Annotated in this window: 23 protein-coding genes, 5 tRNA genes and 1 pseudogene; 8 read left to right on the forward strand and 21 right to left on the reverse strand. The window is 60.4% G+C overall.

All coding sequences use genetic code 11. The annotated features are described in order from the left end of the window. Positions 1–275 precede the first annotated feature (275 nt). From murB to NQL71_RS27100, 8 genes are all read right to left on the reverse strand, one after another. Complete coding sequence (gene murB, locus NQL71_RS27065) at positions 276–1,295, reverse strand: UDP-N-acetylmuramate dehydrogenase (protein ID WP_274643655.1); 1,020 nt, start codon at positions 1,293–1,295, stop codon at positions 276–278. After that, on the reverse strand, positions 1,292–1,756 hold the full coding sequence (locus tag NQL71_RS27070; protein WP_046817685.1) for a low molecular weight protein-tyrosine-phosphatase: 465 nt from the start codon (positions 1,754–1,756) through the stop codon (positions 1,292–1,294). Before NQL71_RS27070 ends, murB begins: the two co-directional genes overlap by 4 nt. Then, positions 1,756–2,520 (reverse strand): 3-deoxy-manno-octulosonate cytidylyltransferase, encoded by a 765-nt coding sequence (kdsB, locus tag NQL71_RS27075; RefSeq protein WP_046817686.1) that lies wholly within the window; start codon positions 2,518–2,520, stop codon positions 1,756–1,758. The genes NQL71_RS27070 and kdsB overlap by 1 nt, the downstream gene beginning before the upstream one ends. Continuing rightward, positions 2,517–2,702 (reverse strand): Trm112 family protein, encoded by a 186-nt coding sequence (locus NQL71_RS27080; protein WP_007945752.1) that lies wholly within the window; start codon positions 2,700–2,702, stop codon positions 2,517–2,519. The genes kdsB and NQL71_RS27080 overlap by 4 nt, the downstream gene beginning before the upstream one ends. A 25-nt stretch (positions 2,703–2,727) precedes the next feature. After that, entirely contained in the window at positions 2,728–3,738 is a 1,011-nt protein-coding gene (gene lpxK, locus NQL71_RS27085) for a tetraacyldisaccharide 4'-kinase (RefSeq protein ID WP_166621457.1), read from the reverse strand. Next, positions 3,738–4,166: a flagellar polar localization protein PocB gene (gene pocB / locus NQL71_RS27090; RefSeq protein ID WP_046817688.1), complete on the reverse strand. Its 429-nt coding sequence runs from the start codon at positions 4,164–4,166 to the stop codon at positions 3,738–3,740. Before pocB ends, lpxK begins: the two co-directional genes overlap by 1 nt. After that, positions 4,163–4,798, reverse strand: a complete 636-nt coding sequence (pocA, locus tag NQL71_RS27095) for a flagellar polar localization protein PocA (RefSeq protein WP_046817689.1) — start codon at positions 4,796–4,798, stop codon at positions 4,163–4,165. The genes pocB and pocA overlap by 4 nt, the downstream gene beginning before the upstream one ends. A 98-nt stretch (positions 4,799–4,896) precedes the next feature. After that, the gene (locus NQL71_RS27100) at positions 4,897–7,131 is read right to left on the reverse strand and encodes a DNA internalization-related competence protein ComEC/Rec2 (RefSeq protein ID WP_274643656.1); all 2,235 of its coding nucleotides are present in this window, start codon (positions 7,129–7,131) and stop codon (positions 4,897–4,899) included. A gap of 136 nt (positions 7,132–7,267) precedes the next feature. On the opposite strand from NQL71_RS27100, the gene NQL71_RS27105 reads away from it, so the two are divergent. After that, a complete protein-coding gene (locus NQL71_RS27105; protein WP_046817691.1) occupies positions 7,268–7,783 on the forward strand; it encodes a DUF2062 domain-containing protein in 516 nt (171 codons plus the stop codon). A gap of 107 nt (positions 7,784–7,890) precedes the next feature. Here the strand turns inward: NQL71_RS27105 and NQL71_RS27110 are convergent, their stop codons facing one another. From NQL71_RS27110 to NQL71_RS27125, 4 genes are all read right to left on the reverse strand, one after another. After that, the gene (locus NQL71_RS27110; RefSeq protein WP_034149978.1) at positions 7,891–8,670 is read right to left on the reverse strand and encodes an ABC transporter permease; all 780 of its coding nucleotides are present in this window, start codon (positions 8,668–8,670) and stop codon (positions 7,891–7,893) included. Further along, positions 8,667–9,599: an ABC transporter ATP-binding protein gene (locus tag NQL71_RS27115; protein ID WP_046817692.1), complete on the reverse strand. Its 933-nt coding sequence runs from the start codon at positions 9,597–9,599 to the stop codon at positions 8,667–8,669. Before NQL71_RS27115 ends, NQL71_RS27110 begins: the two co-directional genes overlap by 4 nt. Before the next feature lie 132 nt (positions 9,600–9,731). After that, positions 9,732–10,355 (reverse strand): glutathione S-transferase family protein, encoded by a 624-nt coding sequence (locus NQL71_RS27120; protein WP_077185633.1) that lies wholly within the window; start codon positions 10,353–10,355, stop codon positions 9,732–9,734. A gap of 43 nt (positions 10,356–10,398) precedes the next feature. Then, the gene (locus NQL71_RS27125; protein WP_077185632.1) at positions 10,399–11,058 is read right to left on the reverse strand and encodes a transglutaminase-like domain-containing protein; all 660 of its coding nucleotides are present in this window, start codon (positions 11,056–11,058) and stop codon (positions 10,399–10,401) included. 263 nt (positions 11,059–11,321) lie between these two features. On the opposite strand from NQL71_RS27125, the gene NQL71_RS27130 reads away from it, so the two are divergent. Then, entirely contained in the window at positions 11,322–13,769 is a 2,448-nt protein-coding gene (locus NQL71_RS27130; RefSeq protein ID WP_274643657.1) for an acyl-CoA dehydrogenase, read from the forward strand. A gap of 81 nt (positions 13,770–13,850) precedes the next feature. After that, positions 13,851–14,258, forward strand: a complete 408-nt coding sequence (locus tag NQL71_RS27135; protein WP_046817696.1) for a PA2817 family protein — start codon at positions 13,851–13,853, stop codon at positions 14,256–14,258. Between the two features lie 59 nt (positions 14,259–14,317). Here the strand turns inward: NQL71_RS27135 and NQL71_RS27140 are convergent, their stop codons facing one another. Beyond that, positions 14,318–15,316 (reverse strand): LysR family transcriptional regulator, encoded by a 999-nt coding sequence (locus NQL71_RS27140; RefSeq protein WP_046817697.1) that lies wholly within the window; start codon positions 15,314–15,316, stop codon positions 14,318–14,320. Positions 15,317–15,407: 91 nt separating this feature from the next. On the opposite strand from NQL71_RS27140, the gene NQL71_RS27145 reads away from it, so the two are divergent. From NQL71_RS27145 to NQL71_RS27155, 3 genes are all read left to right on the forward strand, one after another. Further along, complete coding sequence (locus NQL71_RS27145) at positions 15,408–16,034, forward strand: alanyl-tRNA editing protein (protein ID WP_077185629.1); 627 nt, start codon at positions 15,408–15,410, stop codon at positions 16,032–16,034. 91 nt (positions 16,035–16,125) lie between these two features. After that, a complete protein-coding gene (locus NQL71_RS27150; RefSeq protein ID WP_166621462.1) occupies positions 16,126–16,896 on the forward strand; it encodes a 2OG-Fe(II) oxygenase in 771 nt (256 codons plus the stop codon). A gap of 1 nt (position 16,897) precedes the next feature. After that, positions 16,898–17,536: a LysE family translocator gene (locus NQL71_RS27155; protein ID WP_077185628.1), complete on the forward strand. Its 639-nt coding sequence runs from the start codon at positions 16,898–16,900 to the stop codon at positions 17,534–17,536. A 113-nt stretch (positions 17,537–17,649) separates the two neighbouring features. On the opposite strand, the gene NQL71_RS27160 is transcribed toward NQL71_RS27155, so the two are convergent. The 5 genes from NQL71_RS27160 to NQL71_RS27180 all read right to left on the reverse strand — a co-directional run bounded on the left by NQL71_RS27160 (position 17,650) and on the right by NQL71_RS27180 (position 18,215). Continuing rightward, a tRNA-Gly gene (locus NQL71_RS27160) sits at positions 17,650–17,725 on the reverse strand. A gap of 77 nt (positions 17,726–17,802) precedes the next feature. Continuing rightward, positions 17,803–17,878 (reverse strand) — tRNA-Gly (locus NQL71_RS27165). 3 nt (positions 17,879–17,881) lie between these two features. Next, positions 17,882–17,957, reverse strand: a tRNA-Glu gene (locus NQL71_RS27170). Positions 17,958–18,061: 104 nt separating this feature from the next. Continuing rightward, positions 18,062–18,137: transfer RNA gene (locus NQL71_RS27175), tRNA-Gly, on the reverse strand. Between the two features lie 2 nt (positions 18,138–18,139). Next, positions 18,140–18,215: transfer RNA gene (locus NQL71_RS27180), tRNA-Glu, on the reverse strand. Positions 18,216–18,557: 342 nt separating this feature from the next. Between NQL71_RS27180 and NQL71_RS27185 the strand changes: the two genes are divergently transcribed. Continuing rightward, positions 18,558–19,316 carry a hypothetical protein gene (locus tag NQL71_RS27185; protein ID WP_248686258.1) on the forward strand — a complete coding sequence of 253 codons (759 nt, stop codon included), beginning with the start codon at positions 18,558–18,560 and terminating at the stop codon, positions 19,314–19,316. Between the two features lie 144 nt (positions 19,317–19,460). On the opposite strand, the gene NQL71_RS36895 is transcribed toward NQL71_RS27185, so the two are convergent. From NQL71_RS36895 to NQL71_RS27195, 3 genes and pseudogenes are all read right to left on the reverse strand, one after another. Beyond that, positions 19,461–20,342 (reverse strand): methyl-accepting chemotaxis protein, encoded by an 882-nt coding sequence (locus NQL71_RS36895; protein ID WP_414478833.1) that lies wholly within the window; start codon positions 20,340–20,342, stop codon positions 19,461–19,463. A gap of 24 nt (positions 20,343–20,366) precedes the next feature. Continuing rightward, positions 20,367–21,422: pseudogene (locus NQL71_RS36900) on the reverse strand (methyl-accepting chemotaxis protein); the annotation flags it as partial. A gap of 134 nt (positions 21,423–21,556) precedes the next feature. Beyond that, on the reverse strand, positions 21,557–22,318 hold the full coding sequence (locus tag NQL71_RS27195; protein WP_046817703.1) for an SDR family oxidoreductase: 762 nt from the start codon (positions 22,316–22,318) through the stop codon (positions 21,557–21,559). A 235-nt stretch (positions 22,319–22,553) separates the two neighbouring features. Between NQL71_RS27195 and NQL71_RS27200 the strand changes: the two genes are divergently transcribed. Continuing rightward, positions 22,554–23,558: an NADP-dependent oxidoreductase gene (locus NQL71_RS27200; RefSeq protein WP_077185624.1), complete on the forward strand. Its 1,005-nt coding sequence runs from the start codon at positions 22,554–22,556 to the stop codon at positions 23,556–23,558. Positions 23,559–23,572: the final 14 nt, after the last annotated feature.

Consider the following 23,572-nt stretch of genomic DNA (forward strand, 5'->3'; position numbering starts at 1 on the left):
AATGGTCTTGACCGTTGAGTTTAAGGGTAATCATGGGCACGCCCGCATAGTGCTTGGGTGATGGGGTCGAGCAATCTGCCGCTGGATCTTGGGTGGATGACGCAGATCGACTCAGGCTAATGGGCTCTCTTGTGCGAACGGACACGTCTGCACCGGGCCTTTGGTGGAACAAATGCTTGCATCGTCAGCAGGGCAGGTTAAGCCTGCATTAACAAAAAAGCCCTGCACAACTTGAGTTATGCAGGGCTTTGGCAATCCGTCATGAAAGCTTAGCTTCAATATCGGTTGGGCTCCATTTCCAGATCGACATGGAAACGCTCTGAAATGTCTTTCTGGATGCGCTGTGCCAGGCTCAGCAGCTGTAAACCGGTCGCACTGCCATAGTTGACCAGCACCAAGGCTTGCATTTTGTGCACGCCGGCATCGGCATCACGAAACCCTTTCCACCCTGCCCGCTCGATCAACCAGCCAGCTGCCAGCTTCATCTGCCCATCGGGTTGCGCGTACGCCACCAGGTCCGGGTATTCGCCCTTGAGCTGTGCGACCAGCGCCGCTGGCACCAGGGGATTTTTGAAAAAGCTGCCAGCATTGCCGAGTACCGCCGGGTCCGGGAGTTTCTCGTTGCGAATGCTGCAGATGGCTTGGCTGACGTCCGTGGCCGTCGGATGGTCGATACCCTGCTCGGTCAGGCGCTGACGCACAGGTCCGTATTCCAGGTGCAGGTGTGCCGTGCGATCGAGGATGAAACGCACGCGCAGGATCAGCCAGCGCCCAGGCTCCTGCTTGAACAGGCTATCGCGGTAAGCGAAGTTGCACTCCTGCAGGCTGAAGTCGCGCAACTCGCCACTGTGGCGATCAAGGGCGGTCAGGCCGGCGAACACGTCCTTGATCTCCACGCCATAGGCGCCGATGTTCTGCATGGGCGCGGCGCCCACGGTGCCGGGAATCAGGCTGAGGTTTTCCAGGCCCGACAAGCCCTGCACCAAGGTGTGTTGCACGAACGGGTGCCATGGCTCGCCCGCTTCGGCTTCAATCACGACTTTGCTGCCATCGTCGCTGATCACGCGTATACCACGGGTGGCCATGCGCAGCACCAGCGATTCAACGTCGGCTGTCAGCAGCAAATTGCTGCCACCGCCGATCACCAGCAAGGGCACCTGATGCTCCCGCGCATAGGCCAGGGCCTCACGCACATCGGCATCGCTGTGGGCCTCGGCAAACAGTCGGGCCTGGACATCCACGCCAAAGCTGTTGAACGGCTTGAGCGAGACCCCTGATCGCAGTTGCAAACTCATAACCGTTCCTTCAGTTCGATCACCAGCAGGTCACTGGCGCGCTCGATCAGGTCCAGCACCATTTCAAAGCCGTATTCACTGTCGTTATAGGGGTCCGGAACCTCATCGATATACAAGGGGTAGCGACGCAGGAACAGGTCCAGCTCCGCTCTGGCGTTGGCCGGTTGCAGATCCATGAGGTGGCGCAAGTTGCTGTTGTCCATCGCCAGGATCAGGTCGTACTCGGCGAAGTCGGCACGGGTGACCTGCTGGGCGCGCTGGGCGGACAAATCATAACCACGCTTTTTCGCCGCTGCCTGGCTGCGCTTGTCCGGGGCACTGCCCACGTGCCAGTCGCCGGTACCGGCGGAGGCCACTTCGACTTGATCGGCCAACCCCGCTTCGCGCAATTTATACCGCAGTACGCCCTCGGCCGTGGGTGAACGGCAGATATTGCCCAGGCAGACAAACAGAACCCGCATCAGGCCTCCAGCAGGCGACGAACGCGCTCAAGGTCTTCAAGGGTATCGACACCGGCCGGCGGCGCGATCAGCGCATCGGCGACGTGAATCCGCACTCCGTGCCACAAGGCTCGCAGCTGTTCCAGGCACTCGGTGTTTTCCAGCCAGCACGGGCCCCAGCTGACGAAGTCATGGAGGAAACCGGCGCGGTAGGCATAAATGCCGATGTGGCGGCGATACGGCACACCTTGCGGCATTTGCTCGAGGCTCTTGGCGAAGGTGTCACGTGCCCATGGCAAAGTAGCGCGACTGAAGGTCAGTGCCAGGCCATTGAGGTCGCTGACAACCTTGACCACGTTGGTGTTGAACAGGCTCTCGACGTCTTCGATCGGCTCGGCCAGCGTGGCCATGCGCGCTTCAGGGTGGGCCGCCAGGTTGACGGCCACCTGATCGATGACACTCGGCGGGATCAGCGGCTCGTCACCCTGGACGTTGACCACGATGGCATCAGGCGCCAGGCCCAGCTTCGCCGCGACTTCTGCCAGGCGATCGGTGCCGGAGTTGTGATCTACGCGGGTCATCACCACTTGCGCACCAAAGCCTTCGCAGGCCTGGGCGATGCGCGCATCGTCCGTGGCCACGACCACACGCTCGGCGCTGCTTTTGCACGCCTGTTCCCACACGTGCTGGATCATCGGCTTGCCGGCGATCAACAGCAGTGGCTTGCCCGGCAGACGGGTCGAGGCATAACGCGCAGGAATAACAACGGTAAAGGCTGTAGTCATTTATCCAGACGCTCGTCGGTGGTCAGGGTGCGGGCTTCGGTTTCGAGCATGACCGGGATGCCGTCGCGAATCGGGTACGCAAGGCCAGCGCCCTTGCTGATCAGCTCGGTCTTGTCGGCGCTGAGCTTGAGCGGACCTTTGCAGACCGGGCAAGCGAGGATGTCGAGCAATTTGGTGTCCATGAACATTCCCTGGATAGAAACGGAGTTAAGGCAAAAGACGAGCCGGCAACAGGCGCATCAACTGTGTATCGAACCAGGCCGTGAAGGCTGGCGACGGCACAGCGTCGACCGCCAGGTACCACCAGTCGGCGGCGGCGAAGGCACGGCACTTCACCGCGTCCTTTTCAGTCATCACCAATGGCAATGGCGGATTGAAATTCAAGGCCTGCACGCTGTATTCGGCGTGGTCGGCGAACGCATGCGGGACCGGCTGCCAGTGTAACGTTTCAAGGGTCTTGAAGAAACGCTGCGGGTTACCGATCCCGGCCACGGCATGCAGCGCCTGGCCCGCGGGAAAGTGATCGAGCGGGCGCCGTTCGCCGCTTTGCAGGTTGACCAGTGCTGTCGGTTGCAACTGGAAGGCAAAGCCGTCGTCGCTGTCGGCCGTGGCACCGTTGTAGAGCACCGCGTCGACACTTTGCAGACGCTCGACCGGCTCACGCAATGGCCCGGCCGGCAAGCAACGCCGGTTACCCAAGCCACGGGCAGCGTCGATCAGCACCAGTTCCAGATCCCGAGCCAGACGGTAATGCTGCATGCCGTCATCGGACAGGATCAGGTCCAGCGGTTCACTGGCCAGCAAGGCTTTGACCGCGCGACTGCGATCCGGATCGATCATCAATGGCACCCCGGTACGCTGCACGATCAACAGTGGCTCATCGCCAGCGATGTCGGCGCTTTGATCCGCCTCGACCCGCCACGGCAATTGCGCAGGCTTCGCGCCGTAACCGCGGCTGACCACGCCAACCCGCAAGCCGCTGCGTTGACAGTGCTGGATCATCCACAGGATCAGCGGGGTCTTGCCGGTGCCGCCGACGGTGATGTTGCCCACCACGATCAGCGGGACCGGTGGCTGATAGATCTCACCCTCGCCCGCCAGAAAGCGCTTGCGCTTGTTGTTGACCACGCGCCGGTACAGCCACTCCAGCGGCTGCAGCAGTTTCAGGGCCGGATGCCCCCGGTACCACGCGGCGAGCAGGCGATCGGACATGGCCATCAGGGCGCGGGCGGCGCCGCCTCGACTGTGGTCATGCGCAAATGGCTGAAGCCGAGCTTGCCGGCGGCGTCCATGGCGGTGATGACCGACTGATGCTGGGATTTTCCGTCGGCGCTGATGGACAGCGGCCGGCTGGTGTCGCCATTGGATTGTTTCTGCAGGGCATCCATCAACGTTGCCAGGTCGCTTTTGGGCAATACCTGGTTGTTCACCGAGAACACCCCGTCGGCGCTGATCGCGATATCCAGCTGCCGGGTCTGGTCATCGGAAGGCGCGCCGCTGACCGCTTCGGGCAGATCGACGCGCAATTGGGTTTCACGAGTGAACGTCGTGGTCACGACAAAAAACAGCAGCAGGATAAACACCACGTCGATCAGCGACGCGAGGTTGATGTCCACATTCTCCCGTTGCTTGCGGCGGAATTTCACGCTTTGCCTCCCGCCAGGTCCACGTCACGATCACCCTGCACGACTTCGACCAGCTTGATCGCTTCCTGCTCCATGCCCACCACCAGCTCATCGATCCGGCGTTGCAGGAAACGGTGGAAGAATACCGACGGGATACCGACCATCAAGCCGGCGGCCGTGGTGATCAGTGCCTTGGAGATACCCCCGGCCAGCACGGCGGCGTTGGTGGCCATGCCCGTGCCCATGAACGCACTGAAAATATCGATCATGCCCAGCACCGTACCCAGCAGCCCCAGCAAAGGGGCCATGGCGGCGATGGTGCCAAGGGCATTGATGTAGCGCTCCAGCTCATGGATGACCCGCGCGGCGGCCTCTTCGATACACTCCTTCATGATCTCGCGACCATGCCGGGAGTTGGCCAGGCCTGCGGCCAGGATCTCGCCCAACGGCGAATTGGCGCGCAGCTCCTTGAGCTTTTCCTTGTTCAGTTGCTTGTCCTTGATCCAGACCCAGACCTGCCCGAGCAAATGCTCAGGGGTCACGCGACTGGCTCGCAGGGTCCACAGACGTTCGGCAACGATTGCCATTGCCGCGATGGAACTCAGGATGATCGGCAGCATCATCCAGCCGCCGGATTTGACCAATTCCCACACAGTGACAGTCCCCTCGAAAAAGTGCGCCACTCTAACATAGGGGGTGGGCGCACCGAAGACCGTGATGTCGCATCCGGTCGCCCTTTGATCACTTCCGGCTATTTGCTCGAGGGTGGCGGATCGCGCCAGAAGCGCCGTTCCTGACGCATCGAGCGCGGCGCTTCGAAACGCCCCAGTTGCAGATGAACGGCACCTTGCAGCGCACTGTCATAGATCGCCGTCCCGCGATTTCGATAGCGCTCAATCACAACGGAGTGTGGATGGCCGAACGAGTTGCCCTGCCCACGGGAGATCAGCGCCGCCCTGGGCTGCAGGACGTTGAGCAGCGCCATCGAAGACGAACTGCGACTACCGTGATGCGGTGCCTGCAACCAATCGGTGGGCACGGCCAGTGGACTGTCGAGCAGCGCGCGCTCGGCACTGCTGTCGATGTCACCGCTGAGCAGCAAGCGCTCGCCATTGGCCTCGATCTGCAACACGCAGGAATTCTGGTTGCTGTCCCTGGCCTGTGGCCAATGCCATAGTTGGAAACTGACCCCATCCCACATCCATTGTCGGCCACTCTCGCAGCCCTCGGCCTGCAACCCGGCAGGCAGGTCGGCAGGTTCTCCGCTGAGCACCCGCTTCACCGGCAACCCATCGGCGACTGCACGGGCGCCACCGGCATGATCGGCATGGGCATGGCTGATCAACATCAGGTCGAGTTCCTTCACGCCCAGTTTCCGTAGTGCTGGAAGGACGACCCGTGCCCCCTCGTCGAGATCACGAAAACGCGGACCCGCGTCATACAGCAGCGTGTGATGGCGAGTGCGCACCATGATCGCCAACCCTTGGCCAACATCCAGCTGCCAGACCTCGGCAATACCCTCGGGCAGCATCGGTCGCGGGGGGAACACCAGGAGCAGCAGCAACGGCCAGCCTAGCGGACGCATGGGTACGCCTCGCGGCAGCAGCAACAGAAAGGCGCCGAAAGTACCGATGCCCCAAACCCACAGGGGGATCGCTGCGGGCACCCACGCGGGAGCCTTGCCCGCGACCACGGCCAGCCCGGTGAACAGCCAATCGATCAAACCGCCCGCCAGCCACAGCAACCACTCGCCGACGTAGGGCACCGGCAACAACAGAGTCCCGAGCAAGGCCGGGGGCAGCACCACCAGGCTGATCCAGGGCACCGCCAGCAGATTGACCAGCGGCCCGCTGAGGCTGATCGGCAACCCCAGGACCAGCAGAAACGGGCCAAGGCCAATAGCGATCAGCCACTGGGCACGGGTCCAGGTTTGCCACCATGGCCAGGGCCCCAGGCGGCCACCGAACGTGAAGATCAACACCGCCACCGCTGCGAAAGACAACCAGAAACCTGGTTGCAGGCTCGCCAACGGGTCCATCAGCAAGACGCCATCGAGTGCCAGCAACAGAGGCCACCAGGCACCCAGGTGACGAAAACGCACGCGCCACAGCAGCACCAGGCCAATCATCAGGCAAGCTCGGCGAACCGGCACTTCGAAGCCGGCCAACAGCCCATAGCCAAGGGCCGCCAGAAAAGCCAGGCCACAGGCCCAGGGCAACCATGGCAGACGCGCCGGCCACAATCCATAACGGGCAAGCCCGGCGATCAACAGATAGACCAGTCCCGCCAACAAGCCGACGTGTTGCCCGGAAATCACCAGCAGATGAACGGTGCCGGTGTCTTGCAACACCTGCCATTCCTCGCGACTGAGTCCCGCGCCGTCACCTAGCACCAAGGCCGTCAGTACGCCTGTTCGACCTTGAGCGTCCACGGCCTGTAGCCGCTGGCGGACACCGTCGCGCAAGGCCCACCGGGCTGGCGCGAGTCGCTCCCCGGCCTTGACGGTTCCGGTCGCACCGATACGTTGCGCCAACAGCCAGGCCTCATAGTCGAAGGCATGGGGATTGAGCAATCCCACAGGTCGCTTCAGCTTGACCGCCAGCCGCCAGCGTTCGCCGCTGTTGACCGGCGGGCCGTCGTACCAGGCCAGGCGCAAATGTCGCGGCAGGTCGCTGCGGCGTGACTGGCTGTCGCTCAGTTCAAAACGCACCACACCCTCGGCGTTCTGCGGCAACCCGGTGACCCGTCCTTCGAGCCAGCGCGTTTCCCCGTCGAGGCCCGGCGCCAGCCGATCATCCAGGGCCCACTGTGCATGGGCGCAGGCCCAACTCAGGCCGAACAGGAAAAACGCCGCCGGATACGTCCTGAACGGCAGCAACATCAAGCCGGCCACCGGCATCGATAACCACAACCAGACCGGCGGTAACACCGGCAAAAAACGCAGGGCCAGCAGACCCAACGCCAGCGCCATCATCCCTGTGCGCATAAGCTCGTCCTTGAGAGTCCCGTCCCTAGGCATAGCCCGCGCAGGGCACGTCCGTCGTTAACAATTGTCACAAAGTCTGAATGGGCGCTTCATGGAATCCAGACATACTTGCCGACCTGACCGACCGAGAAGCCTTATGCCCCGGCGATTATTCAAACGCTACATGCCAGACCCGACCAGCATCAGGGAACACAAGTCCTTACGCTTTCTCGGCACCCTGCTGCATGACCCGAACCTCTGGCACCTCAATCGCCATTCCGTGGCCCGGGCCATGGCGGTCGGCCTGTTCGCGGCATTCCTGCCGATTCCATTGCAGATGCTGGTGGCGGCGATTTTCGCGATCATCGTGCGTGGCAACATGCCGATTGCGGTTAGCCTGGTCTGGCTGACCAACCCGATCACCATGCCGGCCGTGTTCTTCTGCACCTACCAGACCGGTGCCTGGCTGATGGACGTTCCTGCACGGCATCTGCCGGACGAGCTGACCTGGGAATGGATCAGCGGCGAGCTCTCGACCCTGTGGCAGCCGTTTTTGCTGGGGTCGGTGGTGACAGGGTTGGTGCTGGGGGCGCTGGCCTATTTCATAGTCATGATGTATTGGCGCTGGTGGGTGGCGCGACAATGGCGGCGGCGCAAGCAAAGTCGGCTGTGACAATGCAAAACGGCGCCTTCAGGCGCCGTTTTGATTTGAAATGCGGCAGCTCACAGGGGAACGAAACCATAGGTGGTCAGTAGATCGGGTACATCCGCGAGCAATGATCAGGTACGCATCCCCCGCCCACTCACCAGCAACCGCGCGCACCCGAGGTACAGGACCACGGTCGCCACCAGCATGAAGGTGATCGCAATGCTGATCCGAATATCCGACACCCCGAGAATGCCGTAACGGAAGGCATTGACCATGTGCAGGACCGGGTTGGCCAGGGACACGGTCTGCCAGAACGGCGGCAGCAACGAGATCGAGTAGAACACCCCGCCCAGGTAGGTCAAAGGCGTCAGCACAAAGGTCGGGATGATCGAGATGTCATCGAAGTTGCGCGCAAACACGGCGTTGATGAAGCCCAGCAGCGAGAAGATCGTGGCCGTCAGCACCACCACCAGAATGGTCACACCCAGGTGATGCACCTGCAAATCGGTGAAGAACAACGACAGCAGCGTCACGATGATCCCGACCATCAGGCCGCGCAGCACGCCACCCAGGGTGTAGCCGATCAGAATGGTGTGCGGCGACACCGGCGACACCATCAACTCTTCGATGGAGCGCTGGAACTTGCTGCCGAAGAAACTCGATACCACGTTGCCGTAGGAGTTGGTGATCACCGACATCATGATCAGGCCCGGCACGATGTACTCCATGTAAGTGAAGCCACCCATGTCGCCGATCTGGCGACCGATCAGGTTGCCGAAGATCACGAAGTACAGAACCATGGTGATCGCTGGCGGCAGCAGCGTCTGCGGCCAGATCCGGGTAAAGCGCCGGACCTCACGGTAAACGATGGTGTTGAGGGCAACGAGGTTGGGTTGCAGCTCGGAACTCATACCGCCACCTTCGACAGATTTTTCTCCACCAGGGACACGAACAACTCCTCGAGGCGATTGGTTTTGTTGCGCAGGCTCAGCACTTCGATGTTCTGCTGCGCCAGCTGAGTGAACAGCGCGGTGATGCCCATGCTTTTATCCACCTGGACTTCCAGGGTGTGACCATCGAGCAAGCGTGATGGATAACCCAGCAGCTGCGGCGGCGCGCTCAGATTGTTCTTCAAATCCAGCAGGAAGGTCTCGACATGCAGTTGGCCGAGCAACTGTTTCATGCTGGTGTTCTCGACGATAACCCCGTGGTCGATGATGCCGATGTTGCGGCACAACTGCTCGGCCTCCTCCAGATAATGCGTGGTGAGGATGATCGTGATGCCTTTCTTGTTCAGCTCGGTGAGGAAAGTCCACATCGAACGACGCAGTTCGATGTCCACGCCCGCAGTCGGTTCGTCGAGGATCAGCAGGCGCGGTTCGTGAACCAGTGCCCGGGCGATCATCAATCGACGCTTCATGCCGCCCGACAGCGAACGCGAGGGCACATCGCGCTTGTCCCACAGCCCGAGCTGGGTCAGGTACTGTTCGGCGCGCGCCTTGGCGACTTTCGCCGGGATGCCGTAGTAACCGGCCTGGGTCACGACGATGTCGAAGGTCTTTTCGAACTGGTTGAAGTTGAACTCCTGGGGAACGACGCCGATGCAGCGCTTGAGCGCCGCCGGGTTCTTGTCCAGGTCGTGACCGAAGATATTCACTGTGCCGCTGGTCTTGTTCACCAGGGTCGACAGAATGCCAATGGTCGTGGATTTGCCGGCGCCGTTGGGGCCGAGCAAGGCGAAGAAGTCACCTTCGGCGACATCCAGATCGATACCACTCAAGGCCTGGAAACCGTTGCCGTAGGTTTTGGTTAGCTGCCGGATGGACAGAGCGGAACTCATATCGGATTACGCACCAAGAAGGGAAGAAAGGAACAGATATGGGCGGGCGGCAAGCAAAACAACCGCGGCGCATGGACGCAATGGTGCTTGTCGCCAGCCCACAAGTACAGTCAAGTGTGTCGATAGTGAGTATTAAGTCAACGCGGTCATGACTGCCTTGCGATACGCCGGGCGCTGTTTCAACCGCGCGTACCAGGCCTGCAGATGGGGATGCGGCGAACGCTCGATCGGCATCTCGAACCAGGCATAAATGAAACTGCCCAGGGGAATGTCGCCCATGCCGATCTCGTCACCGGACAGGTAGGGCTGAGTCGCCAGCGCCTGGTCAGCCATCGCCAGCAGCGCTTCGCACTCCTTGATCGCCGCCTTGATCGCGGACCAGTCCTGTTGATCGGCCGGGGTGCGCAAAACGCCCCAAAACACCGTACGGAATGGCCCGGCAAAACCGGACGTGGTCCAGTCCATCCATTTCTCGGCGCTGGCCCGCGCTTGCAAATCAGCCGGATACCACGGTGTATTCGGCGCATGCCTGGCCATCAGATAACGCACGATGGCGTTGGATTCCCACAACACGAATCCATCATCTTCAATTACCGGCACGCGACCATTGGGGTTCATGGCACGGTACTCAGGTGTATCGACGACACCAAAGGACCCGCCCGCATCGATGGCCTCATAGGCCAGGCCCAGTTCCTCGGCAGCCCACAATGGTTTCCTGACATTCGACGAGTTTTTCCGACCCCAGATCTTCAGCATGACCGCCTCTTTATGGATGAATGCGCAGGCAGCATACGCCGGATCAGGCGCGACTCAAATCGCTCTGCATGTCCCCCAGCAGCGCCGGCAGTTGGTCGCCGAACAAGTGCGGATAACACTTTTCAAGGTGTGCAAAGAAGAACCTTTCAGGCACGTCGGTAAACTGGCCGTGATCGATCATGTACTCCATCAATTTCTCGCCGTCGCGATTGAAGGGATGGAAAACGCTGTCGTTTATCCCGTCGAATTCCAGCGGCGCCACATTGAACAGGTCGCACAAGCCCTGGTTGAACGCCGGAGTGGCTTTGACCCAACGACCGTTCAGATAAAGCTCGGTGTAGCCGTGCATGGCGAATACGTCGCTCTTGAGCAATTCGAGTAGACGCGGGGTCGACAGATGATTGCGCACATCCGCCAGACCGATTCGCGCAGGTATCGCGCAATGCCGCGCGGCACCGGCCAGCAGCGTGGCTTTGGGCACGCAATAACTTTCCCCGGCCGCCAGTGCATAACTGCCGCACAGGGTCTGCGGATCGCGGCTGAAGGTATAGGGGTTGTAGCGCACCGCCTCGCGCACGGCGTAATAGAGTTGGATCGCCTGTTCGAGCGGGTCACGACTGGTACCGCGGTGTTTTTCCGCGAACTCCACCACCGACGGGTGGTCACTATCGATGAAGCGGCCGGGGCTCAGGTACTCGTGCATGCGGGCAATCTCCATGCTGGTAATGTCCAGGGCAAGCGTCCAGTCTAACGAGAGGTTCAGCACAGAGATAACGACGTATCGGCCAAACATGGGCGCTTTGCCGCCCGCTCAATGAACGATTTTTCACGGTCTGTCGCGCTTGAGGCCTACACAATCATCCAGGGTTTCCCACGATTCCGATCCCCTCGCTCTGACCACCCGGTTTTACGGATGCCGTCTAAGCTCTGTGGGTTGGTACGCCCTGGGTTCACGGAGGATTAAATATGCTGCTGTTGTGGATACTGGTTCTGGTTGTCGGGATAGCTTATTTGGCCCACCGTCGCATCGCGCCGCTGCCTGCCTTGGGCATCGTGGCTGTCTATCTGCTGGCAATGGGCGCGTTCAGTCGCGCACCGGGTTGGCTGCTGCTGATTTTCTGGGTGCTGACCGCCGCCGTGGCGGCGCCCCTGCTTTTGCCTGATCTGCGCCGTAAATTCTTCAGCGCACCGATGTTCAACTGGTTCCAGAAAACCCTGCCGCCGATGTCGGAAACCGAACGCGATGCTATCGAAGCCGGCACCGTGTGGTGGGACGGCGAGCTGTTCAGCGGTCGCCCGGACTGGAACAAACTGCTGTCCTATCCCAAGGTGCAGTTGAACGAAGAAGAACAGGCCTTCATCGACGGCCCGACCGAAGAACTCTGCGCCATGGTCAGTGATTGGCAGCTCGGTCAAACCATGGACTTGCCCGCCGAAGCCTGGGCTTACATCAAGGACCAGGGCTTCTTTGCCCTGATCATTCCCAAGGAGTTTGGCGGCAAGGGTTTCTCCGCCTATGCCCACTCGCAAGTGGCAATGAAACTGGCGAGTCACAGCGGTGACCTCGCCTCTACCGTGATGGTCCCGAACTCCCTCGGTCCGGCCGAACTGTTGCTGCATTACGGCACTGACGAACAGCGCAACCATTACCTGCCACGTCTGGCCCGTGGCGACGAAATTCCGTGTTTTGCCCTGACCGGTCCCCTGGCCGGTTCGGACGCCGGCGGCATGCCCGACACCGGCGTGATCTGCAAAGGCGAATGGGAAGGCAAGGAGACCCTCGGCCTGCGCCTGAACTGGGAAAAGCGCTACATCACCCTGGGCCCGGTAGCCACCCTGCTCGGCCTGGCGTTCAAGGCATACGACCCGGATCACTTGCTGGGTGAGGAAGAGGACCTGGGTATCAGCCTGGCGCTGATTCCAACCGATCTCCCCGGCGTGGAAATCGGCCGTCGCCATCTGCCCCTGGGTGCGTCCTTCATGAACGGCCCGAACTCCGGCAAGGATGTGTTCGTGCCGCTGGAATTCCTGATCGGCGGCCAGGAAATGCTCGGCAAAGGCTGGATGATGCTGATGAATTGCCTGTCGGTGGGGCGTTCGATCTCCTTGCCGGCGGTGGGCACGGGCATGGCCAAGTTCACCAGCCTGGTGACAGGCCAATATGCGCAGGTTCGCGAGCAGTTCAACGTCCCGATTGCCGCTTTCGAAGGCATCCAGGAAGCCATGGCGCGCATCGGCGGCAACGCCTGGATGATGGACGCTGCGCGGATGCTGACCGCCAACGCGGTGGACCTCGGTGAGAAACCGTCGGTGCTGTCGGCGATTCTCAAGTATCACCTCACCGAGCGCGGCCGCGAGTGCATCAGCCAGGCGATGGATGTACATGGTGGCAAGGCGATCATCGAAGGGCCGAACAACTACCTTGCTCGCAAATGGTGTGGCGCGCCGATCTTCATTACCGTGGAAGGCGCGAACATTCTTTCACGCAACCTGATGATCTTCGGCCAGGGCGCGATTCGCTGCCACCCCTTCGTGCTCAAGGAAATGGCCCTGGCCACTCGGGAGGACAAGGACCAGGCGCTCACCGAGTTCGATGACCTGCTGCTCAAGCACATCGGCTTTGCCGTGGGCAACGCCGCCACTACGCTGGTGTTGAACCTGGGTTTCGGGCACCTGGAGCACGTGCCGGGCGACAAGCTCAGCCAGGGTTATTTCCGCGCGCTGAACCGTCAGGCTGCCGCATTCGCCCTGCTCGCCGACCTCAGCATGATGCTGCTCGGCGGCGAACTGAAACGGCGCGAACGCCTGTCGGCACGGCTGGGCGATGTGCTGAGCAACATGTACCTGGCCAGTGCCGCGCTCAAGCGCTACAACGACCTCGACTCGCCGGAGTACATGAAACCGCTGTTTACCTGGGCCATGGAGGAAAGCCTCGGGCACGGCGAGCGAGCCATGGACGAACTGCTCAACAACTTTCCGAACAAGGTGCTGGGTTGCCTGTTGCGGGTGATCGTGTTCCCGTTCGGCCGTCGCCACAAAGGGCCATCGGACAAACTCGGCGCCGAAGTTGCTGCGGTGATCGGCCGCGCCAAGGGCGATCCGGCCCTGGAAGAAGTGCTGTTGGGTTGCTACCGCCCGCAATCGCTCGAAGACCCTGTTGGTGTCCTGCAGCACACCTGCAATCTGCTGAACGCTGCGCAACCCTTGCGTAAGAAACTGCAGGTGGCGCTCAAGAGCGGCCAGGTCAAACCGGTCGCCGGGGAAAATGTCATCGATGCCGCCTTGGAGGCCGGCGTGTTGCAACCGGGAGAAGCCCACATGCTGCGTGAGGCCCAGGCGTCGCGGCGAAAGGTGATCGATGTCGATGATTTCGATAAAGAGGAAATAGCGCTGACCGCTGGTAACGTGCGCTGATCCATCCAGCTCTCCATCATGGGAAAATGCGCGCGGGAGCTTTATACTCCCGCGCCCGTTTTGCTCTTGAGGACTTATCTCGTGTCCAACATCGTTGCCGATCATCTCGTTTTGCTCGACCACCTGCGCAGCATCCTGGTCGCCGTAGGTGAGGCCGAGCAGGTTCCCGAAGAAAGCCATGCCTTGTTCCTGGAGCGCTTCGACGAACTGCTGGCATCACTGCCGATCGATCCGATCGAAAGCCAATACCTGGGCCAGGACATCCTGACGCAAGTCATTTCCCGTTATCCGCAAATCGCCCACCTGATTCCACGGGATCTGCTGTGGTATTTCGCCGGTGACTGCCTGCACTACCTGTCCGATGAAGAAATCGACCTGTACCAGGCACTGGAAGAGCGTCGCTACGAAGCCGAACAGAATGACGAACCCTTCGACTGGAACCAGGAAAAACAGCTGCTGGCATTGTCGAACCAGGACAGCAAGCACTGATCCGGATTGCATAATGAAAAAGGCCCGCATGGTTGAACAGGCGGGCCTTTTTCATACCCTCAAAACAAGCCTTCACTCTCGGGCAGCTCATACTCCGATACAGGCGTACTCAGACCGCCAGATTTTCCTGGCTTGCCCAACGTCGGCTCCTTCTCCAGACACTCCACCAGGTAATCGATCAACACCCGTAGCTTGGGCGGCAGGTATCGGGTTGGCGAGTACAGCAACCAGGCGCCTCCGTGGTAGGACGCGAGAAACGTCCAGTCCGGCAGCACTTGCACCATCAAGCCCTTCTCCAAGGCACGACGCGCCGTGAAATACGGCAGGCTGCCTATGCCGATGTGCTGCAACACCGCGCCAAAACGTACACCCGTGTGATTGGCGGCATATCGTCCACGCACACCGACCGTTACGGTTTTGCTGCCTTTCTTGAACTTCCAGCGCGCATCGCTCGGGGTTTCGCCCAGGTAAATGCAACTGTGGTTGAGCAAGTCATGGGGGTGAGTCGGCGTGCCGTGCTCGGCCAGATATTGGGGTGTGGCGCAGAGCAGATGGTCGATGCTCAGCAACTGTCGCCCCACCAACCCCGCTGGCGGCCGATCGGTGATGCGAATCGCCAGGTCAACGTGATCGTCGATCAGGTCCACCTGACGATCCTCGAGCAACAGCTCCACATCCACCTTGGGATAACGGCGCAAGAACTCCGGTATATGCGGGTGAATCACGATTCGGCCCACTGCCTTCGGGACGCTGATGCGCACCACTCCCTCGGGCTCATCAGTGAACTGGCCACTGATTTCCATGACGGATCGGGCGGCGTTGACCATCTCCTGGCAGCGCTTGAAGACCTCCTCGCCACCGTCGCTCAAACGTAACTTGCGCGTGGTCCGCTGCAGCAAACGGGTGGCCAGGGCCTTCTCCAGTCGCGAGATGCTGCGACTCACAGCCGAGGGTGAAGAGCCCAACTGGCGAGCGGCTTCGGAGAAGCTGCCGGTTTCGACGACCTTGACGAAAATTGCCATTTCACCCAGCAACGGCAGTGGAAGATTTATGCTCACAACGCAACAGTCCTTTGATGTTTGAACGGATTATCACGCTAATCCACGCTTCATATAATAAAAAATAGAAATTTGAATACGAGCATGGAATATGACGCTTCGCCTCTTTTTCCATAGTGATGACCTCAAGGCCAATGTGGAAGTCCTGGACTGCGCACCCCACGAGAACGAATTCGCCGTGGTGCTGCGTGCAACCTTGTTTCACCCTCAAGGCGGCGGACAACCTTGTGATACTGGCTGGATCGGCGACAGCCAGGTACTTCGCGTACTCCAGGATCCTGAGCGGATCGTCCATTTCGTCGATAAGCCGGTCAACCCTGGCATGACCCGAATCCAGGTCGACGCGCAACGCCGTCAGTTCAATACGCGCATGCATTCGGCCGGCCACCTGATTGGCCATTTCGTCCAGGCCATGGGCTGGATGCCGATCAAGGCGCATCACTGGCCCGGCGAAGGGCGCGTGCAATTCAAACCGGCAGAATCGGCCCAGGACGTAGACGCCGAGACCATTCAATACGGCCTTGAACAGTGGATCGCCCACGATCTGCCGCGCCTGACCTCGCTGCGCGAAGGCGCCCGGGAAATCGGTTTCGGTGAACTGCCCGCCTATGGCTGTGGTGGCACCCATGTACGTAGCCTGAAGGATCTGGGCACGGTCACGATCTCGTCCCTTTCGCACAAGAAAGGCACGTTGTCCGTCCACTACCACGTGGACTGAGCCTTTGGGCGATGGCGCTCCCGTCATCGCCATCGCCAGCCAGGCCTGCATCCGCAAGCTTGGCTGACTCTCCGAAAGAGGGACCTGAACCATGATGCTTGATGTCGAGCGTCTCGATGAGGCGTGCATAAAAAAACTGGCCAACGAAGAAGTACTCGCCATCCGGATCAAGAGCTGGCTGCCTCCGGCGCTGGCAATCGAGATTGGCGAAAAGATCCTCGCGCCGGGATTTGAAGGCTATATCAACGCGCCGAGCATCGGTCGCATCGGCATGGCGTTCTACGAAACGGAAAATCGGCCACTGCTGATCGAGGATTACTTCGAGCGCGCCACCCGCAACATCGCGCAGTTGCGCAATCGTTGTGCACCCTACGCGTCCCCGGTCGACACCCTGCGCTGCATCCTCGACGAGTCCTGGCCAGCCGGCGCGCACCTGGAAAGCCTCTACGGCCGCAAGATGTATGTCGGGTTGTCGCGGGTAGTCGAACCCGACGTGTGCTTTCTCGCCCATCACGACATTTTCGCCAAGGACGCCCCGGACAGTTTCCAGGCCAGGAGCCTGGCAGCGCAGTTCGCCTGCAACCTCTACCTGAACATGCCCGCCGAGGGCGGCGCGCTGCAGGTATGGAACCACGACATCACCCCCGAGCAGTTTGATGACATGCGTGGCGATAGCTACGGCATCGATCCGTCCCTGCTGGGCAAGCCGAGCCTGGAGATTCTTCCCGGGCCAGGGGATTTCATCATGTTCAACTCACGTCGCATGCACTCGGTAACACCGGGCTCGGTCGATCCTCGCTTGAGCCTTTCATTCTTTGTCGGCTACCGCGGCAATGCTTCCCCCCTGACTTTCTGGAGTTGAGATGCTTTCCAATTACCTGGGCGAGTTTTTGGCACTGGCAACGATTCACTTTCTGGCCGTGGTCGCCCCCGGCCCGGACTTCGCGGTCACCATCCGCCAAAGCGTGCGCTTCGGCCGAGTGGTTGGCATCTGCACGGCACTGGGCATTGGTGCGGGGATTTCCGTGCACGTGCTCTACACCCTGCTCGGCGTCGGTGCGCTGATGCATACCACTCCCTGGCTGTTGACGGCGGCCAAGGTCGTGGGGGGTGCCTACATTTTTTACCTGGGCGTGAGCCTGGTGCGCAGCCGGCCGAAATCCGTCCTGGAAGGCGAAGAACCGACGGACAGGCCACTCGTCGAGCAAACACTGCTCAAGGCTTTTACCACAGGCTTTCTGACCAATGCCACCAACCCCAAGGCCACGCTGTTTTTCCTGGCAATCTTCACCACGATCATCAGCACCACCACACCGCTGAAAATTCAGGCGCTATACGGTGTCTGGATGTGCCTGGTGAATGCCCTGTGGTTTGTAGTCGTCGCCTTGTTCTTTTCCAGCAGCAGGGTGAGGTTGCTGTTCCTGCGCCTGGGGCACTGGTTCGAACGCAGCATGGGGGTGATCCTGATCCTGTTCGCGGGGCGGTTGATCCTGTCGATGTGATACGACGCGCACATAGAAGGCCCGTGCAGACTGACTGGCGGGCTTTTTTTGCGAGGAGCATAAATCGCGCGCAAACAAAAACGCCGCTCAATGAGCGGCGTTTTTGTTAAATATGGAGCGGGAAACGAGACTCGAACTCGCGACCCCGACCTTGGCAAGGTCGTGCTCTACCAACTGAGCTATTCCCGCAAAAAGCATCCCCTGAGGGACTCTAACATCTGTTACAAACAAAAACGCCACTCGTTGAGCGGCGTTTTCGTCAAATATGGAGCGGGAAACGAGACTCGAACTCGCGACCCCGACCTTGGCAAGGTCGTGCTCTACCAACTGAGCTATTCCCGCAAATGGCGTCCCCTAGGGGACTCGAACCCCTGTTACCGCCGTGAAAGGGCGGTGTCCTAGGCCACTAGACGAAGGGGACACGCTGCCCGGAACACATGGTGTGTGTTTCGGTGCCCAGATCCGCATCCGAAGACTTGGCTCTGGTTTCACTCAGCCCTGCCCGAGAGCAAGACTGTTTAAAAATGGAGCGGGAAACGAGACTCGAACTCGCGACCCCGACCTTGGCAAGGTCGTGCTCTACCAACTGAGCTATTCCCGCATTGGCGTCCCCTAGGGGACTCGAACCCCTGTTACCGCCGTGAAAGGGCGGTGTCCTAGGCCACTAGACGAAGGGGACACACTACAACATTCACTGCCTGCTTCGTTTCGCTGTGTGCTTTACGCTGCAAGTGGCGCGCATTCTATGGATGGATTGAGAGGTCGTCAACCCCCTGTTATAAATTTATTTAAATCAATGACTTCGGTCTGCTTTTCAGCCCCCTTTCGGCTTTTCCGTCGCCTGGGGTCTGGCGCCTATATTCTGACACTCACCAAGACGTTATAGTCGACGCCATGAGTGATGGCAATATGCTCCAGAGTGCCAGCATTTATATAAGCGGGCGGCGGCCGATAAAAACCAGGCCTGGCCACTTCACTCGAATGCAAACCCTATAAAGAGGTCTTACCGGTGACACCACTCATGATCACCCTGCTCGTCGTAGCCGGGATTGCACTCTTGATTGCCATTGGCTACATCAACCATGTGGTGGAAAACAATAAGCTGGAAAGGGCCCGTACCAAGGTTGAACTCAATGACCGCCTGCGTCGTTGTGGTGAGATCACCGAGACGTTTCCCGGCCAGTTGATGACGCCAGCGCTAAAACTGCTGCTGACCCGCCTGGAGCTGAACGTTTGCCAACGCTTGTTGAACCTGGAAAAAACCAGCGCCAACCTCAAGGCCCGGATCACCGAACTGGAGGCCCTGGCTGCCCAGGGCGAATCGATACCGGTCAACAACCCGCCGGCACCGATCCAGACTGAGGCCAAGGCCAAGGACGTGCGTTTTCTTCTAGAAGCCCTGCACGGCCAAATCACCCGCGCGGCACAGGATGGCTTCTTGCCTCCCAACGAAGCCAAGGGCTGGATCCGTGAAGTGCGCCACATCCTTGTGCTGCTGCACATCGAGTTTTTCAACAACCTCGGCCAGCACTCCCTGCAGCAGAACCAGCCGGGCCAGGCACGGCTGGCATTCGAGCGCGGCGTGCAGTACCTGCGCAAGCAGCAGGACCCCCAGGTCTACGCCGAACAACTGCAATATCTGGAAAAGCTCCTGGCCCGCGCCAACGACCAGGTCATGGACCGTATTGCTCCGGTGGAAGGTGACGTCAACCAATTGACCGAAGGCCTCAAGGACGTCGAGGCGGATGCGGACTGGAAGAAGAAAGTGATTTACGACTGATCCCCGCTTGCAGGAGCCGGCTTGCCGGCGAAGGCGCCCTCCAGTTATGCATCGAACTTGAGGCCGTCTTCGCTGCGATGCGGTGACCCGACAAGCCAGCGCCTACAGAAGAGCCAGCGTACACCGATTTGTTTCGGACACGGCTCAAAGCCTGAAATGCCCCACCATCCCCTTCAACTCGACCCCCAACTGCGCCAGCTCGATACTGGACGCCGCATTGCCCTGCATCGCCAGCGAAGACTGGTCCGCACTCGCACGAATACTGGTAACACTGCGATTGATTTCCTCGGCCACCGAACTCTGCTCTTCGGCAGCCGCCGCGATCTGCTGGTTCATCTGCTGAATCAAGGACACCGCCGCCGCAATGCTCCCCAGCGCACTCTCAGTCTGCAGTGCATCGCTGACGGCCAGCTTCACCAACTCGCCGCTGCTCTGGATCTGCTGCACGGACGCCTGGGCCGCCGAGCGCAAGGCGCTGACCAGTCGCTCGATCTCCTCGGTTGATTGCTGGGTCCGCTTGGCCAGGGCCCGCACTTCATCGGCTACCACCGCGAACCCCCTGCCCTGCTCGCCGGCCCGTGCCGCCTCGATGGCCGCGTTGAGTGCCAACAGGTTGGTCTGCTCCGCCACGCTCTTGATCACGCCGAGCACCGTGCCGATGTTGTGGATTTCCGCACTCAGGCTTTCGATGCTTGAACTGGCCGACGTGGCGGAATCCGCCAGTTGTTCGATCCGCACCATGCTCTGGCGCACCACCTGTTGCCCACTTTCCACCTTGCCGTCCGCCGTTTGCGCTGCCTGGGCGGCTTCCTCGGCATTACGCGCGACGTCGTGCACGGTGGCGGTCATCTGGTTCATGGCCGTCGCCACCTGCTCGGTTTCTTCCTTCTGGCTGCTCACTTCGAGGTTGGTCTGTTCGGTCACGGCGGACAAGGATTGCGCGGAAGTGGCCAACTGCTCGATACCGGCCTGCAAACCGCTGACGATCTGGCTCAGTCCTTCACCCATCTGCTGCATGGCCTGCATCAACTGGCCAATCTCGTCACGACGGGTCACTTCAACCTTCGCGCTCAGGTCTCCCGCAGCGATCTGCTGCGCCACACGAATCACACTGCGCAACGGCGCCACGATCAAGCGGGTAATGACCCACGCCGCAATCAGGCCGACCAGCAGGGCCAGCGCGGAGGAGCCGAGTATCAGCAACGAGTTCTTTTTCAGCTCCGCTTGCATCGACTGGTCTTCGGCGACGTAGGCTTGATCCACCCGCTCCACCACCTGGGCAGCGCGTTGGTGCAATTGCTGGTAAACGGTTTTTTCCTGTTCCAGCAGGCCGGTGTACTCGGCGAGTTTGTCGTTGAAACTGGCGATATGGCCGGTGACTTCATTGAGGACCGTCTGGTAGCCCTCATCCTTGACCGTGGTCTTGAGTTGTTCGGCCTGGGTCAGCGCCTGGCTGGCCTGCTCGATCTTGCCCTGTGCGCTGTCGTCACCCTTGCGGCTCTGGTCCAGGCGCACACGTGCTTCGTTCATCGCTTGCAGCATCAAGCGCGACACCTGGCTGACCTGACTGGCTTGTTCGATGAATTGTGCTCCGTCCTTGCCTTCGGAATCCTTCAGCGTATAAGCACCGTCATCGGCGAGCCCGGCTTGCAGGACGTCGAGGTTGTTGGCCACGCTGGACACCGACCAACTGGCCATTTCCAGCGCCAGGTCCTTGGCCTGGCTGAGCGAGACAAACTCGTCAAACGCCTTGCGGTAAGCCCCCAGGGACTGCTCGACGTCATTCATGACCGGCACGTTGGCCGCCGACGCCGCCTTGAGCTGGTTTGCCAGGTCGACCAGGCCATCAACCCCTGCGTGCAAGGCATCGGCGGTTTTCGGGCTGCCGTGCAAGGCATACTCCTGTTCCAGCAGCCGTACCTTGAGCAAGCCGCTGTTGAGCGAAGACATCTGCTTGAGTCCGTCGAAGCGCTGGCTGATGGTCTGCAGCGACCATACCCCGATGGCCGCCACCAGGGCCGTCAGCAATAGCACCAGCACAAACCCGACACCCAGTTTTTTTGCCATACCGAGGTTGGCAAAACGTCCTTGCACGGCCGATATCATTGCACTCAGTCCCCCGCCATTATCAGTAGCGGCAGATTCGCAACGGGTTTGTAGCAACACAAGTCTCTGGCGTCGGAATAATGGCAAAAAGCTACGTCCACGTCGTTTTCAGAACGCTGGAGGTCGATCCGCTATCAAAACGCCGTCACCCCGCCATCCACGGCCAGTGAGTGCCCCGTGGTGAACGCCGCGCCATCACTGCACAAGTACAGCACCGCGCTGGCGATTTCCTCGACCTTGCCGATGCGACCCACCGGGTGCATGGCATTGGCGAACTCGCCCTTCTTCGGGTCTGCTTCGTAGGCACGGCGGAACATGTCGGTGTCGATCACCGCCGGGCACACCGCGTTGACGCGAATTTTTTTCTTGGCGTATTCGATCGCCGCCGATTTGGTCAGGCCGATGACCGCATGCTTGGAAGCCGCGTAGATGCTCATCTTCGGTGCAGCCCCGAGACCGGCCACGGAAGCCGTGTTGACGATTGCACCGCCACCCTGGGCCAGCAACAAAGGCAGCTGGTACTTCATGCACAACCAGACACCTTTGACATTGACGCCCATGATCGCGTCAAACTCCTCGACCGTACCTTCGGCCAGCTTGCCCTTCTCGATCTCGATCCCGGCATTGTTGAAGGCATAGTCGAGACGGCCGTAGGTATTGACCACTTCATCCATCAGATTTTTTACATCGCTTTCCAGCGTAACGTTGCAACGCACGAACGTCGCTTCGCCGCCTGCCGTACGGATCAGCGCTACCGTGCCTTCGCCCCCCGCCGTGTCCATGTCGGCAACCACCACCTTCAAGCCTTCGGCGGCAAATGCCTGGGCAGTGGCCCGGCCGATACCGGCTGCCGCGCCTGTCACTACTGCCACCTGGCCGGAAAACGTCATGCTCATTGTTCTGTCCTCGAAGAGAAGTTGGGGTCGGATTACGTTTTCCCAGCATAGCCACAGCCCCCGCAGCCAGGCAGCACTATCAAAAGGCCGGTTGAACCCCCATGCGTTGCAGTGATGGAACTACCGTACCAACTATCACTGCGCTGGATCGGGCTGTATTCGCCGGATCAGCCGAACTTGCGGCATCGACCCTGAGGGTCTATCAACAAGGTTTCATTCATCCTGAGTGCCTGCCATGACGTCCCAGACCAATCGCCAATTTCTCCTCGCCAAACGCCCAGTGGGTGCCGCGACCCGGGAAACCTTCACCTATCAGGAAGTACCGCTGGGCGAGCCGGCTGCAGGCCAGATCCTGGTCAAGAACGAATACCTGTCCCTGGACCCCGCCATGCGCGGCTGGATGAACGAAGGCAAGTCCTACATCCCGCCGGTCGGTCTTGGCGAAGTGATGCGTGCGTTGGGCGTGGGCAAGGTCGTGGCCTCGAACAACCCCGGGTTTGCGGTGGGCGACTACGTCAATGGCGCCCTAGGCGTGCAGGATTATTTCCTCGGCGAGCCGCGCGGGTTCTATAAGGTCGATCCGAAACTGGCACCCCTGCCGCGTTATTTGTCCGCGCTGGGCATGACCGGCATGACCGCCTACTTCGCGCTGCTCGACGTGGGCGCCCCCAAGGCTGGCGATACCGTCGTCCTGTCGGGCGCTGCGGGGGCGGTAGGCAGCATTGCCGGGCAGATTGCCAAGATCAAGGGGTGCCGGGTAGTCGGCATCGCCGGGGGCGCGGACAAGTGCCGGTTCCTCATCGATGAACTGGGTTTTGACGGCGTGATCGACTACAAGAATGAGGATGTGGTTGCCGGCCTCAAGCGCGAATGCCCGAAAGGCGTCGATGTGTATTTCGATAATGTCGGCGGCGATATCCTCGACGCGGTATTGAGTCGCCTGAACATGAAAGCCCGGGTGGTGATCTGTGGCGCCATCAGCCAGTACAACAACAAGGAAGCGGTGAAAGGCCCGGCCAACTACCTGTCGCTGCTGGTCAACCGCGCACGCATGGAAGGTTTTGTGGTGATGGACTACGCCGCCCAGTTCGCCGCCGCCGGGCAGGAAATGGCCGGCTGGATGGCCAAGGGGCAGCTCAAGAGCAAGGAAGATATTGTGGAAGGACTGGAGACGTTCCCGGAGACGCTGATGAAGTTGTTCAGCGGGGAGAATTTCGGCAAGTTGGTTCTGAAAGTCTGACGCTGTCTGTAGGC

It is taken from the genome of Pseudomonas serbica, assembly GCF_028823535.1.
In the GTDB taxonomy this organism is placed as follows: domain Bacteria; phylum Pseudomonadota; class Gammaproteobacteria; order Pseudomonadales; family Pseudomonadaceae; genus Aquipseudomonas; species Aquipseudomonas serbica.